Source organism: Actinomycetota bacterium (genome assembly GCA_019347575.1).
Lineage (GTDB): Bacteria > Actinomycetota > Nitriliruptoria > Nitriliruptorales > Nitriliruptoraceae > JAHWKY01.
Map to the genome: position 1 here is coordinate 1 of JAHWKY010000034.1, position 12,580 is coordinate 12,580.

15 protein-coding genes are annotated in these 12,580 nt (G+C 70.3%); 5 read left to right on the forward strand and 10 right to left on the reverse strand.

What is annotated here, in order from left to right:
* Positions 1 to 156: 156 nt before the first annotated feature.
* Positions 157 to 1,014: a class II aldolase/adducin family protein gene (locus KY469_18240; protein MBW3665039.1), complete on the reverse strand. Its 858-nt coding sequence runs from the start codon at positions 1,012 to 1,014 to the stop codon at positions 157 to 159.
* Between the two features lie 51 nt (positions 1,015 to 1,065).
* On the opposite strand from KY469_18240, the gene KY469_18245 reads away from it, so the two are divergent.
* Positions 1,066 to 1,731, forward strand: coding sequence for a uracil-DNA glycosylase (locus tag KY469_18245; GenBank protein ID MBW3665040.1), 666 nt, complete (start codon positions 1,066 to 1,068; stop codon positions 1,729 to 1,731).
* 108 nt (positions 1,732 to 1,839) lie between these two features.
* On the opposite strand, the gene KY469_18250 is transcribed toward KY469_18245, so the two are convergent.
* From KY469_18250 to KY469_18270, 5 genes are all read right to left on the reverse strand, one after another.
* Complete coding sequence (locus KY469_18250; protein MBW3665041.1) at positions 1,840 to 2,169, reverse strand: hypothetical protein; 330 nt, start codon at positions 2,167 to 2,169, stop codon at positions 1,840 to 1,842.
* Between the two features lie 231 nt (positions 2,170 to 2,400).
* A complete protein-coding gene (locus KY469_18255) occupies positions 2,401 to 3,291 on the reverse strand; it encodes a TIGR01777 family oxidoreductase (GenBank protein ID MBW3665042.1) in 891 nt (296 codons plus the stop codon).
* 22 nt (positions 3,292 to 3,313) lie between these two features.
* Positions 3,314 to 4,207, reverse strand: a complete 894-nt coding sequence (locus KY469_18260) for a hypothetical protein (GenBank protein ID MBW3665043.1) — start codon at positions 4,205 to 4,207, stop codon at positions 3,314 to 3,316.
* A complete protein-coding gene (locus tag KY469_18265; protein MBW3665044.1) occupies positions 4,204 to 4,818 on the reverse strand; it encodes a hypothetical protein in 615 nt (204 codons plus the stop codon). The genes KY469_18260 and KY469_18265 overlap by 4 nt, the downstream gene beginning before the upstream one ends.
* Positions 4,815 to 5,255 carry a hypothetical protein gene (locus tag KY469_18270; GenBank protein MBW3665045.1) on the reverse strand — a complete coding sequence of 147 codons (441 nt, stop codon included), beginning with the start codon at positions 5,253 to 5,255 and terminating at the stop codon, positions 4,815 to 4,817. Before KY469_18270 ends, KY469_18265 begins: the two co-directional genes overlap by 4 nt.
* A gap of 222 nt (positions 5,256 to 5,477) precedes the next feature.
* Here KY469_18270 and KY469_18275 point away from each other — a divergent pair, with 222 nt between their 5' ends.
* Positions 5,478 to 5,819, forward strand: coding sequence for a hypothetical protein (locus tag KY469_18275; GenBank protein ID MBW3665046.1), 342 nt, complete (start codon positions 5,478 to 5,480; stop codon positions 5,817 to 5,819).
* A 6-nt stretch (positions 5,820 to 5,825) separates the two neighbouring features.
* Here the strand turns inward: KY469_18275 and KY469_18280 are convergent, their stop codons facing one another.
* Together KY469_18280 and KY469_18285 are read right to left on the reverse strand one after the other, a co-directional pair.
* On the reverse strand, positions 5,826 to 6,584 hold the full coding sequence (locus KY469_18280; GenBank protein ID MBW3665047.1) for a carbon-nitrogen family hydrolase: 759 nt from the start codon (positions 6,582 to 6,584) through the stop codon (positions 5,826 to 5,828).
* Positions 6,581 to 7,906: a pyridoxal phosphate-dependent aminotransferase gene (locus KY469_18285; protein ID MBW3665048.1), complete on the reverse strand. Its 1,326-nt coding sequence runs from the start codon at positions 7,904 to 7,906 to the stop codon at positions 6,581 to 6,583. The genes KY469_18280 and KY469_18285 overlap by 4 nt, the downstream gene beginning before the upstream one ends.
* Here KY469_18285 and KY469_18290 point away from each other — a divergent pair.
* Positions 7,884 to 8,639 (forward strand): arylamine N-acetyltransferase, encoded by a 756-nt coding sequence (locus tag KY469_18290; protein MBW3665049.1) that lies wholly within the window; start codon positions 7,884 to 7,886, stop codon positions 8,637 to 8,639. The two genes, KY469_18285 and KY469_18290, sit on opposite strands and share 23 nt — an antisense overlap.
* A 20-nt stretch (positions 8,640 to 8,659) precedes the next feature.
* Here the strand turns inward: KY469_18290 and KY469_18295 are convergent, their stop codons facing one another.
* A complete protein-coding gene (locus KY469_18295) occupies positions 8,660 to 9,175 on the reverse strand; it encodes a CGNR zinc finger domain-containing protein (protein MBW3665050.1) in 516 nt (171 codons plus the stop codon).
* A gap of 242 nt (positions 9,176 to 9,417) precedes the next feature.
* Here KY469_18295 and KY469_18300 point away from each other — a divergent pair, with 242 nt between their 5' ends.
* Complete coding sequence (locus tag KY469_18300; GenBank protein MBW3665051.1) at positions 9,418 to 10,623, forward strand: amino acid deaminase/aldolase; 1,206 nt, start codon at positions 9,418 to 9,420, stop codon at positions 10,621 to 10,623.
* Between the two features lie 155 nt (positions 10,624 to 10,778).
* Positions 10,779 to 11,213: a hypothetical protein gene (locus KY469_18305; GenBank protein ID MBW3665052.1), complete on the forward strand. Its 435-nt coding sequence runs from the start codon at positions 10,779 to 10,781 to the stop codon at positions 11,211 to 11,213.
* 16 nt (positions 11,214 to 11,229) lie between these two features.
* Here KY469_18305 and KY469_18310 read toward each other — a convergent pair whose 3' ends face one another.
* A complete protein-coding gene (locus KY469_18310; protein MBW3665053.1) occupies positions 11,230 to 12,543 on the reverse strand; it encodes an FAD-binding protein in 1,314 nt (437 codons plus the stop codon).
* Positions 12,544 to 12,580 lie beyond the last annotated feature (37 nt).

A 12,580-nucleotide genomic window follows, 5' to 3' on the forward strand; every position in this document is an offset into this window, starting at 1 on the left:
AGAGCTCTCAGGGGCAGGTTCGATGCCCGGTGCCCGAGTTCCTGCTTCGCGTCGACCGGTTCCGGATCCGGCGAACCACGGAACGGAACCGGCCGTGCGCTCGATGTTGCGACAGGACGCGCAGGCTCGCGTCGGGAGTGATCCCCGAGACGGCGCTCAGTCCACCAGGTCCGGGTCCTCGGCGACGATCATGTCGTACAGCGGTTGGAAGCTGAGCCAGCCGACGAACTCGGAGCCGACCTGCTCGTGGGTCCTGGCTGCCTGATCCGGGTCGATGGACACGACCGTCCCGGCCGCTTCGGCGAGGAGCTGGACGTGGCACGACCGCTCCATGCTGATGAACCACCACGCCGCCGCGTCCACCGTCGTCCCGACGGTCAGCAGGCCGTGGTTGCGCAGGATCGCGGCCTTGCTGTCGCCCAGCGACTGCGCGATGCGCTTGGCCTCGTCGAGCTCGAGCACGACGCCGGTGTAGTCGTCGAACAGGCCGTGGTCCTCGTAGAACGCGCACGCGTCCTGCGTGAGGGGGTCGAGCTTGCGACCCAGCGTCGACCAGGACCGGCCGTAGGTCGAGTGGGTGTGGGCGGCCGCGACGACGTCGGGGCGCTGCTCGTGCACCTGGCTGTGGATCGCGAACGCCGCCGCGTTCACGGGGTACTTGCCGTCGACAACCTCACCCTGCCCGTTGACGAGGATCAGGTCGCTCACCTTGACCTGACCGAAGTAGACCCCGAAGGGGTTGACCCAGAACAGGTCCGGGAACTCGGGATCGCGGGCCGTGACGTGTCCGGCGACGCCCTCGTCGAAACCCATCTTCGCGAACAGCCGGAACGTGGCCGCCAGCCGTTCCTTGCGGTGTCGGCGTTCGTCCTCAACGGACTCGAACGTCGGCGGGATCCGGTAGTTGAGGGTCGACGCATCGACGGCGGTCGGCTTCTCGCCCATGGGGGACTCCTCGGAACGGTGCGCGGTCTGGAGAGTAGTCGCCCGATGAACTTGAATACCCGGGGACATCTGAGTGCAGCCGGGTATTCGAGTTCGTGAGGTGGCGTGGCGTACGCGGAGCTGAACGAGGTGCACACGGATGTCGTCGCGTGCCGGCGCTGCCCGCGCCTCGTGGCGTGGCGGGAGAAGGTCGCGCGCGAGAAGCGCGCCGCCTTCGCCGACGAGGACTACTGGGGTCGGCCCGTGCCCGGGTTCGGCGACCCGTCGGCACGCCTGGTCGTGGTCGGACTCGCCCCGGCGGCGCACGGGGCGAACCGGACGGGGCGGATGTTCACCGGCGACCGCTCCGGCGACTTCCTCTACGCGGGGCTGTACCGAGCGGGGTTCGCCAACCAGCCGACATCGACCCACCGGGGCGATGGATTGGAGCTGACCGACTGCTACATCACCGCCCCGGTCAAGTGCGCCCCGCCCGCCAACAAGCCGACGGCCGAGGAGCGTGCCAACTGCCGCCCCTACCTGGTAGCGGAACTCGGACTCCTCGCGCCGCGAGTGGTCCTCGCCCTCGGCGGGATCGGCTGGGATGCGGTCCTGCGCCACTTCGGTTACCAGTCGCCCAAGCCGCGGTTCGGACACGGAGCCGAACACGTCCTCGGCGACGGCACGACGCTGCTCGCCAGCTACCACGTCAGCCAGCAGAACACCTTCACGGGGCGTCTCACGCCCGAGATGTTCGACCAGGTGCTAGCCCGCGCGAAGCAGATCCTGGGTGGTAGCGGGGTGTAGCGCCTCGATATCGGCACCTCCGGTCCCGGGGTTCCGGAGCGCTCTGGCGTCCACCGACGACGCCCCGGCCAGGAGGCGCGCCGGGGCGTCGGTGGGGTCTGTCGGGCGTCAGTCGATGGCGGGGTTCTCGTCGTCATCACCGGGAACGGTGACGCCTTCGTCGAGCTGGTAGCAGCCGTCGTGGGCGCCCGGATCGCCTCGGTCCGGACCGTGGTGAGCGGTCTCGAGGCCGTACCAGGCGGCGTTCTGAGTGCCGTCGAAGTCACCTCCGCCGGGCAGGCCGAACGACTCGCACGACTCCCCGTCGACGAACGCCGGGTGCAGTTGGCCGTTCGCGATCACCTGATCCGTGGGGCCCGCGGTGTGCGGGTGGGCGAGGGCCGCAGCGCCCGGCAGCAGCAGCGCCGCCACGGTGGCGCCGACTGCCACGATCCTCATCGGGTTCCTCATCTCATGTTCTCCGTGGTCGGGGCGGCGAACCGCCATCTCTGCCAGTGGACGGAAGAGCCGAACGCCGGCGGACGGACGGTACCCAACGGCGGGACGCGCGGGGCCGGATCCGGAAAATTCGGGGCGCTAGGGCTCACGAGTCGCGCGTCCTGCTGGACTTCGTCACCCGTTCCGATCGGATATCAGGCCGGATCGGGGGATGAAGTGGGGAGGTCGGCGCTAGGTGAGGGCGGATCGCAGGGCGCCCTCGACGCTCGTGTGACGGAACTCGAAGCCCGACTCGAGGAGCCGCTCGGGCAGCACGCGCTGGCTCGACAGCGCGAGCGTCTCGCCCATCTCGCCGTAGAGCGCACGCAGGGCCAGGCGTGGCACCCGCATGAAGGTCGGCCGACTGATGACCTTCCCGAGTGCGCGCGCGAAGGTCTCGTTCAGGACGGGCTCGGGCCCGACGAGGTTGACCGGACCCCGCAGGTCGGTGTCGAGCAGGTGCCGCAGCGCGCGGATGTGATCCTCGAGCGCGATCCACGACACCCACTGCTTGCCGGACCCGACCGGGCCGCCGATGCCGAGCTTGAACGGCGGGAGCATCTTCTCCATCGCCGGCCCCTCCTCCGCCACGACGATCCCCGTCCGAGGGTGGACCACGCGGATGCCGGCTCGCTCAGCGGGCTCCGCCGCGGTCTCCCAGTCCTGACACACCTGAGCGAGGAAGTCACCACCGGGTGACGACTCCTCGGTCAAGATCTCGTCGTCGCGGTCACCGTAGAAGCCGATCGCCGACGCCGAGACGAGCACCTTGGGCTTGTCCGCCAGGCTCGCGAGCGCTTCGGCGAGCATGGCGGTACCGGTGACGCGGCTGTCGCGGATGCGGCGCTTCTGCTCGTCGGTCCAGCGCTTGCCGATGGGGGCCCCCGCGAGGTTCACGACCGCGTCGATCCCCTCGAACCCGGCCACATCAACCTCCCGGGCGGACGGGCTCCAGTAGATGTCGCCCTCGGTCACCTCGGCGCGGTCACGCACGACGCGGTGGACGGTGTGCCCATCCGCTGCGAGGTCCCGTGTGAGGTGCGACCCGATCAGCCCCGAGGAACCCGTGATCGCGACGTGCATCTTGGACCTCCCTAGTCGGCGTTCAGGTGTGGTGTGCGTCCGCTGCCACCGGTAGAGCTTCGGCGATGGCTGCCGCGAAGCGGTCCGCGGCGCCGTCGCCGGACCCGAGGTACAGGCTCGGCTCGGTGACCTCGATCTCGGTCACCTGCCACGTCCCGTCGTCGTCGGGCAGCAGATCGACACGGGCGTAGAGGTAGTCGTGGCCGGTGGTCGCGAGGACCCACGCGGCGAGCGCGCTGACGTCTGGCGGTGGATCCCACGCCTGCGTCCGACCGCCGAAGGACTCCTGCACGCGCCAGTCCCCGCTCGCCGGGACCTTGCGGACGGCGTGCGAGAACGCCCCGCCCACGAAGACGAGCGACACCTCCCCGCGGGTCGCGACCGCCCCGAGGAACGGCTGCACCATGGTGTCTCCGTGAGCTAGCAGTGCCTCGAACTCCGCTTGGTAGCTCGATGCCGCCGCAGAAGGCACACGGATCGCCCCCCGCGCCCCGCCCGCGACACACGGTTTGACGACCACATCGCCCCAGCGCCGATCGGCGACCAGCGCCGCGAGGTCCGCGCGATCGCCTTGCGCGAGGAAGGCGGTCGGGACCGTGGGGACGCCGCGCTCCTCGAGCTGCAGCAGGTAGCCCTTGTGCGTGTTCCAGCGGAGCACCTCCGCGGAGTTGCGCAGCCTCGTCACCGATCCGACGTGCTCGGCCCACCGGAGGAACTCGTCACGTCGGCCGCGCGAGTAGTCCCACGTCGAACGCACGACGACGACGTCGAAGTGCGACCACCTCGCCGATGGGTCGCTCCAGATGACGGAGCGTGCGTCGATCCCGCGGGCGGCGAGCGCCGGCAGCACGAGACGGTCGTCCGTGTCCAGGTCGGGGAGCTCAGCACTCGTGGCGAGGGCGACTCGTGGCGTCACACCGCGGCCGGTCTGACGTCGGCGAAGCGGATGTCGATCCTCCAGGTCCCTGAGAGTTCCGTGACGGTGTACCCGCGGAGGACCCCGGCCACCGGGTCGAGATCGATGGTCACGAAGGCCTCGCTGTCGCGCTCGATGACCGCGCTAGAACTCAGCGGCTGCAGCAGCAGATCACCCCGCAGTGTCCCCTCGTAGCGCGTCTCGTTGACCTGCACGAGCCGGTCCACCGAACGCAACAGCTCCAGCGAGGTCTCGTCGAGTGAACTTCCCGCCGGGGCGGGCTCGGGCCCGTCACCCCGATCGATCGTGGCGACACCGTCCTGGAGCCGGAACGTCGTGGTGGCACCGTCGGAGGTGCGCACGCGCACCTCTCGCAGGTCCCTCCCGACCCGACCATCGATCCGGAGTGTGGTGGGACCCGCCGCTGTGGTCACCCGGACATCACCGACGTACGTGTAGCTGGCACCGGAAGTGCGCTGGACCGCGCGCTCGAAGGCTGCGAGCGGTGGCTGCTCGTCCTCGGCCCCACCCACCGTGAATACCGCGGCGGTGGCGAGCCCCGCGATCGCGAGCCCAGCGAGCAACAGCCCGAGGCGTACCCGACCCCTCACCCGCGGGCTCCGTTCCCTCGACCCTCGCCGTCGTCGTCTTCTTCGTCGTCGTCTTCGCCCTGGCCGGAGCCGCGTCCGCGGCGGTCACCCGCCGGGTCGTCGAGTTCGGTCTCGGCGGGCGCGACCTCGTCATCGGTCGCGGTCGCAGCGGGGGCGGTAGCCACGTCGACCGGAGGATCCGGGGGGACGGGGGTCAGCAGATCGTCGATCACGAGCTCGCCGCCAGCGGTCAACGTGATCTCCACCGCGGCCGGGATGACCAGGGTCGCGAGCTCGCCGCCATCAGCGACCTCGGCGACTACCGACCCCGCCCCAGGCAACCGGAGCTGGTAGCTCCCAGGCGCGAAGGCGCCCCCAGAGCCCTGGGCTGCGACCGGCGTGGCGAGCAGGCCGGTGCTGACAGCCGCCAGCACCAGGATGAGCGTCCGTGGAAGCACTGGTACTCCGTCTCGGCGACGCGCCCTGCACCGCTCGCGAGCGAACCGGGCAGTGCGATCCGGCCGGCAAGCGAACCGGACCGGCACGACCGCCGCAAACACCGAGCCCCAGTGCGAGCGCGAGCTGCCCCGCCGGCCACGTCCGACCGGACACGACAGCCCGCCGAGCGCGGCCCTACGGTTGTCGCTGCCAGGACCAGTTGGGAGTCCGGAGGCCTGACCGTGGAAGCGCACATGATCCTCAACGAAGCGGCGCAACTCACGGTCCAGGAGGTCCGCGAACTCGCTCTCGCGTACCGGCGCTGGGCCGACGTCCTGGCCGGATCGCTGGGGTCCGTGCCGCCCGCCACGATGCTGGCCATCGGCCCCCTCGCCCCGTCGATCCACCGCGCTCTGATCCGCGACGCCGACCTGGTCTCGCCGTGTGACCAGGAGGACGCGGCGATGGCGGTGTACCTGCACGCGCTGGCCGACGCGCTGGGCGACGACAGCTCCATCGTCGACCTCCTACGGGGTCCGTGGAACACCTTCCGTGAGACCGTCAGGGTCGCCGCGCCCGCGTGACCCCGACTAGCGGCGGTCGCGTTGGAACGGGAACCGCTCACGCGTCGCTCGGACGAACTCCGGATCGATCTCCGCGAACACGATCGCTTCGTCACGGGCGGCGCTCGCGCGGACCTCACCCATCGGATCGACGACCTGGCTGTCCCCGACGTACTCGAGCTTGCCGCCCGATCCGACCCGGTTGCAGCCCACCACGTACGCCTGGTTCTCGATGGCGCGAGCGCGGAGCAGCGCGGTCCAGTGGTGACGACGCGTGTCGGGCCAGTTGGCCGGCACCAGGTACAGGTCGGTGGTCGCCGCGGTCGCCCAGAACTCGTCCGCGAAGCGCAGGTCGTAACACACGAACAGCGTGGTTCGGACGTCATCCACCTGCACGGTGACGAACTCGCTGCCGGCGGCGAAGTGTTCGTGCTCGCCCGAGTACGTGAACGGGTGGATCTTGGCGTACCGGTTCAGGTTGCCATCAGGAGCCGCGAGGACGAACTGGTTGTACGGCCGCTGCATCCCCTCGGGGCGTTCGGGGAGCGATCCACCGAGCCAGATGCCATGCTCGGTGGCGGCATCCACGAGGAACCGCGCGCTGGGTCCGTCGACCGGCTCGGCGGTCGTCTGCGTGTCCATCGAGAAGCCGGTGGAGTACATCTCGGTCAGGAGAACGAGACGCGCCCCGCCCTCCGCCGCGACGGCGATCATCGGCGCCAGGCGCTCGAAGTTGGCGTCGGGGTCCTCCCACACGATGTCGTGCTGGATGGCGGCGATCCTCACGGTCGGAACCTCCGCAGCCGCTCAATGGCCTCGTCGAGGGCCTCGTCGGTCTTGCAGAAGGCGAACCGGACGAGGTGGCGGCCGCGGCGCGGGTCCACGTAGAACACCTGCGTCGGGACGGCGGCGACGCCCGCCTCCTTGGGCAGCATGCGGCAGAACTCGAGGCCGTCCTCGTAGCCGAACGGCCGGATGTCCGCGGTCACGAAGTAGGTCCCAGCCGGCACGAACACCTCGAGCCCGAGGTCGGTGAGGCCGGCGCAGAGCCGGTCACGTTTCCCGCGGTACGTCTCGACGAAACCGGTGAAGTAGTCATCGGGCAGGCCCAGGCCGGTCGCGACCGCGTGCTGGAACGGGGTGCCGTTCACGAACGTCACGAACTGCTTGGCGGTGAGGACGGCGGTCGCGAGATCCGGCGGAGCGCACAGCCACCCGATCTTCCATCCCGTGACGCTGAACGTCTTGGCAGCTGACGAGATCACCACCGTTCGCTCACGCATCCCGGACAGGGTCGCGAAGGGGACGTGCTCGTCGTCGAACACGAGGTGCTCGTAGACCTCGTCGGCCACCACGAGCAGATCGTGCTCGCTGGCGAGCTCGGCGAGCAGTTCGAGGTCCGCACGTGGGAAGACCGCCCCGGTCGGGTTTTGCGGGGAGTTGAGCAGGAGCACACGGGTGCGGGGCGTGATGGCCGCCCGCAGCTCGTCGTGGTCGAAGCGGTAGTCGGGCGGCCGCAGCGTCACAGGTCTGGCCACCGCACCCGCCATCGAGATCGACGCCAGGTAGCTGTCGTAGTAGGGCTCGAACAGCACGACCTCGTCGCCCGTGTCGAGCAACGCCTGCAACGACGCGAAGACCGCCTCGGTCGCGCCGGCCGTGGCGACGATCTCGGTCTCGGGATCGTAAGTCAGGTCCCAGAAGCGCTGCTGGTGCGTGGCCACGGCCTCGCGCAGGACCGGCACGCCCCGCCCCGGCGCGTACTGGTTGTGGCCCCCGTCGATCGCGTCCTTCGCCGCCGCGAGCACCTCAGCCGGGCCGTCGAAGTCCGGGAACCCCTGACCGAGGTTCACGGCTCCGTGGGTCGCCGCCAGAGCGCTCATCTCGGCGAAGATGGTCGTCCCGAAGCCCTGCAGCTTGGCGGTCAGGCGTGGCTGGCGGGCGATCCGGGCTCCTCCGTGTCGGCCTGGCCGGAGGGTAATCCAGCAGCACCAACCACCACCGGTCCGACCCCATCGTTCGGTGGGTCGCGTTACGGTCCACGATGTGCTCCGGAGCGACGATCTCGAGGCGTACCTGGACCGCGTGGGACTGCCCACCGCGGACATCTCATCTCGCGCTGGCCTCGCGCAGCTCCACGTCGCACACCTCCTCGCGGTGCCGTTCGAGAGCCTCGACATCCACCTCGGCGTTCCCATCGAGATGGACACCGACGCCGTCGTCGACAAGCTCGTACACCACCGACGGGGTGGGTTCTGCTACGAGAACAACATCCTGCTCGCCGCGGCACTCGCCTCGCTGGGCTTGGACGTGGTGCGACTGTCAGCCGAGGTGGCTCGCCCCGACCACACGTTCGGCCCCCCCTTCGATCACCTCGTGCTACGTACCGACGCCTTCGACCCGCCCCTGCTGCTCGATGTCGGCTTCGGTGAGGGGTTCCGGTCGCCGCTCCCGATCGACGGGGCCTGGCACGAGCAGACGCCCTCGCTGCCGCATCGCGCACGCCGGGAGGGTGACTGGATCCTCCTCGAGCACCGCCGGGCGGACGGCGAGACGGCGATCAGCTACCGCGTGGACCCCACGCCCCGCGCCCCGCACGAGTTCCACGCGATGTGCACCTACCACCAGACGTCGCCGGACAGCGGCTTCACGCGGGCCTGGGTCGCATCGCGAGCCACGCAGCAGGGACGGATCACGGTCACCCCCTGGCGGCTCATCGACACGTCCGAACAGGGCCGCACGGAGAGGGAACTCGAGTCCATAGAGGACCTCACGGTGGTGCTGGCGGAACAGCTGGGGATCGCCGGACTCGACCTCGCCCCGCTGGGACACCCCACGTAGCCGCCCCATGGGCCCTGTCGTCAGACGCGGGCGCGGTGCTCAGCCACGTGCACGCGCGTCGCGCAGGTCTTGGAGCAGAACCGCTGACGACGGTTGCGGGTGCCGTCCACGAACACGTTCCCGCAGTCGGGTGCCGCGCACGCCCCGAACCGCCTCGCTCCGAAATCGACCGCGACGTGGGCGAGCGCCATCGTCATCGAGGCGCCGACGCAGCGGACGTCCTCGTCGCACTCGGGCACGAAGTGGAAGTGGAACCCCTGCCCGTCGTGGTCGACGATGCGCGGTTCGGGCTGGTACTCAGCGATGAGTTCGTTGAGCGCCGCGATGCGGTCGGGCTCGGCCTCGGCGAGGAACACCTCGCGCAGCCGCCGCGCCAGGACACCGTAGGCCGCCACGTCGAGGACAGCCCGGGGGAGGCTGAAGCGGTGCAGGATCGAACGCAGCTCCTCCTGGGTCACGCTGGCATCGCGATGGAAGAGGTTGGCCAGGTCGACCGCCTCCGCGACGGTGCGTGCCGTGTAAGCACCGTAGTCCATTGACACCTTACCTCCGGCCCCGTAAGCTCCATCCTGCGCTTCACATCTTACACCCTCACGAAGGAGGAGCGCCGTGCACGAGGTAATCAGTTCACACGCCACTTCGGACGGGTGGATCTCCTACATCCGCACCGACCAGGGCATCCGCGTCTTCCGCTGGACCGGCCCAGGACAGTACGAGCCGCTCGGCGCCCGCGGCTGACGACGAACCGGGGCGCGACCTTCTGTAGGGTCGCGCCCCGATGGCTACCACCGCTCCCCCAGCGCTCCACGAACGGTACGAGGCCATCCTCGCCGACGTCACCGCGCCGTTCGCGTTCATCGACCTCGACGCCGTGCGGGCCAACGCCGCCGACATGCTCGGACGCACGGCGTTGGGCAAACCCATCCGCGTGGCCTCGAAGTCGGTCCGCTGCCGCGCCATGCTCGGACGCGTGCTCGACCTGCACCCGCGCTTCCGCGGGATCCTGGCCTTCACGCTCCCCGAGGCGCTGTGGCTGCACCATCACGGACACCACGACGTCCTCGTCGCCTACCCGACGGTGGATCGAGGGGCACTCGAGGAGCTGGCGACCCGGGACCCCGCGACCCGGCCCGTGCCCATGGTCGACTGCAGCGAACACGTCGAGCTGATCGCTGCCGCGGCCGGGAAGGGCGAGGCACCGATAGCCGTGTGCCTCGATCTGGATGCCTCGCTGTGGCTGCTCGGCGGGAGGGTGAAGCTGGGACCCAAGCGCTCGCCCGTCCACACGGTGGCCGAGGCGGTCGCGCTCGCTCGACTGATCCAGGCACGGGAGGGCATCGAGCCGGTCGCCATCATGGCGTACGAGGGGCAGATCGCCGGCGTCGGTGACGAACCCGGGAACCGGCTCGTGGGCGGCGCGATCAAGGGCATACAGCGGCTGTCGGCTGCCGAGCTGCGGAAGCGGCGAGGCGCGGCCGTCGCGGCGGTCAGGGAGGTCGCCACGCTGCGGTTCGTCAACGGGGGCGGGACCGGGTCGCTCGAGGTCACGTCGGCGGATGGGTCGGTGACCGAGCTGGCGGCCGGGTCGGGCTTCTACGCCCCGCACCTGTTCGACCGCTACGGCCACTTCACCCTGACACCGGCTGCGGGTTTCGTGCTCCCGGTCGTGCGCAAGCCCTCTCGCGACACCATCACCCTGCTGGGAGGCGGCTACCTCGCCTCCGGACCGCCGGACGCAGCCCGCCTGCCCCGCCCGTGGCTACCCGAGGGTCTGACGTACGACCGCAACGAGGGCGCCGGCGAGGTGCAGACCCCTCTGACCGGAGACGCGGCCCGGTCGCTCCGCGTCGGTGACCGCGTGTACCTCCGACACAGCAAGGCGGGAGAGCTGTGCGAGCGGTTCGAACGGCTCGTGCTGATCGAGGGCGGGGCGATCGTCGACGAGGTCCCCACGTACCGGGGCGAGGGTCGGACGTTCCTGTGACCGCAGGCGACGACGACGGACAGGGGAGCTCGACGGTAGCGCGGTCGCCCTGTCTTGCGCCTCCGAGACCGCTCGCCCGACCGGACGATGTCGCGCCAGGCGAGCGGCTGGTACCGACGTAGCCTCGGGTGTTGAGTCGCATGAGGGAGCATCCCGTGTCACGACGGTTGGACGTCACCCCCGCCGGCAACGCCCTGTTCCGCGTCGACATCGTCGACCCGGATCCCGCCACCACCAACGAGACGACGATCGAGGTCGCCGTTCCGGATGGCTTCGTGGACGATCTCGCCCTGGACGCCGACGCATCGCTGCAGGACGTGGTGCTCGAGGCGGTCCGCTACGTCCTCGACCGCACGGACGATCCGGACCAGATCGGGCCTGAGGTCTCCCTGGCCGACCTGGCCTCGCAGCACCCGGGCCTCGCCGAGAGCCTGCGCGGGCGCCTCTCGGACCGTGGTGACGGCGGGGCGCCGACCCACATGCAGCGCGTGGGCTCGCGGCGCGCGTCTGACAAGGACCAGCGGCTCGTCGACGAGGTCCGCGCCGAACAGGCCGCGGGCCAGGCCTCCACCCCGGAGCGACGGTACTGAGGGTCCGGGACGGGCGTCACGCGCCGAGCACGGTGCCCGTGTAGGCGTTGGCGAAGACCCGCTCGGGGTCGAGACGATCACGCACGGCGAGGAAGTCATCGAACCGCGGGTAGAGCGCCCGTAAGGTCGCCACGTCCAGGTGGTGGCGCTTGCCCCAGTGCGGACGGCCGTCGTAGTCGGCCATGATCGCCTCGACCTGCCGGAAGTAGGGCTCCCACGCCATGCCCTCGTACTGGTGCACGGCGATGTAGGCGGAGTCACGCTCGTGGCTGGGGCTCAGCAGCGCGGGATCCCCTGCGAGGACGCGACACTCGATCGGCATCGCGGTGATCACCCCGCCTTCGATGACGTCGAGCACCCGTCGCAGTGCCTCCGAGGCATGCTCGCGCGGGATGGCGTACTCCATCTCGGTGAAGCGGACGTCGCGACGGCTGCTGAAGATGCGGTGGCTGTGGTCGACGTACTCGCCCTCCGAGAGCAGACGGGTCGCGACGCGGCCGAACGAGCGCGTGAGCGACGGCTTGGCCCGCGTCAGCTTCAGGAGCAGGTCACCGAGCCGGTTCTGGAGCAGTTCCTCGTTGACGTACTCCTCCACGCGACCGCGCGGGGCGAGCGGGGCGTCGGTGCGGTCACGGCTGACGATGAGCGCGGTGTCCCCGTGCGGGAAGACGAAGAACTCGAAGTGATCGTGCCCTGCGGCGAGGCTCTCGAGACCGTCGAGGACGTCGTCGAGCGGGACGGGGACGTCGCGCCGGTGCAGCTTGAACGACGGGACGCACCGCAGCGTCACGGCGGTCACCGCCCCGAGAGCCCCGATACCGACCCGCGCAGCGAGCAGGTCGTCACCCCCGTCGATCTCGATCACCTCGCCGGCGCCCGTCACGAGCTGCACCGCCTCGAGCTGGTGCGAGATGCTGCGGTGGGCGACGCCGGTGCCGTGGGTGCCGGTCTGGGTCGCTCCCGCGATGGTCTGTCGATCGATGTCACCGAGGTTCGGTAGGGCGAGGCCGTGGCGGTGGAGCTGCTCGTTGAGGTCCGCCAGCACGAGCCCCGCCTCGACGCGGACGAGTCCGGTCTCGACGTCGACGTCAAGCACGCGGTTCATCGCGGTGACGTCGATGAGCGCCCCGCCGGTCATCGACGCCGAGGTGAACGAGTGGCCCGACCCGACGACCTTCGCGCGCCCGCCCCGTTCAGCGACCTCGGCGATCACCGTCGCGACCTCGTCGACCGACCGAGGCCGGTGGACCGACGCCGGCACGCAGGCCTGGTCTCCTGCCCAGTTGCGCCACGTGACCGTGCCGTCGGGGTGGTGTCGGAGGTCGCTCACACTCACGACACTAGGCGGAGCGTGAAGAAGCCCGCGA

What these genes read in the sequence shown, in the direction of transcription:
- KY469_18240 (MBW3665039.1), bottom strand. Translation starts at nt 1,014, where the DNA reads ATGTCCCCGGGTATTCAAGTTCATCGGGCGACTACTCTCCAGACCGCG.
- KY469_18250 (MBW3665041.1), bottom strand. Translation starts at nt 2,169, where the DNA reads ATGAGGATCGTGGCAGTCGGCGCCACCGTGGCGGCGCTGCTGCTGCCG.
- KY469_18255 (MBW3665042.1), bottom strand. Translation starts at nt 3,291, where the DNA reads ATGCACGTCGCGATCACGGGTTCCTCGGGGCTGATCGGGTCGCACCTC.
- KY469_18285 (MBW3665048.1), bottom strand. Translation starts at nt 7,906, where the DNA reads ATGTCCGCGGTGGGCAGTCCCACGCGGTCCAGGTACGCCTCGAGATCG.
- KY469_18295 (MBW3665050.1), bottom strand. Translation starts at nt 9,175, where the DNA reads ATGGACTACGGTGCTTACACGGCACGCACCGTCGCGGAGGCGGTCGAC.
- KY469_18300 (MBW3665051.1), top strand. Translation starts at nt 9,418, where the DNA reads ATGGCTACCACCGCTCCCCCAGCGCTCCACGAACGGTACGAGGCCATC.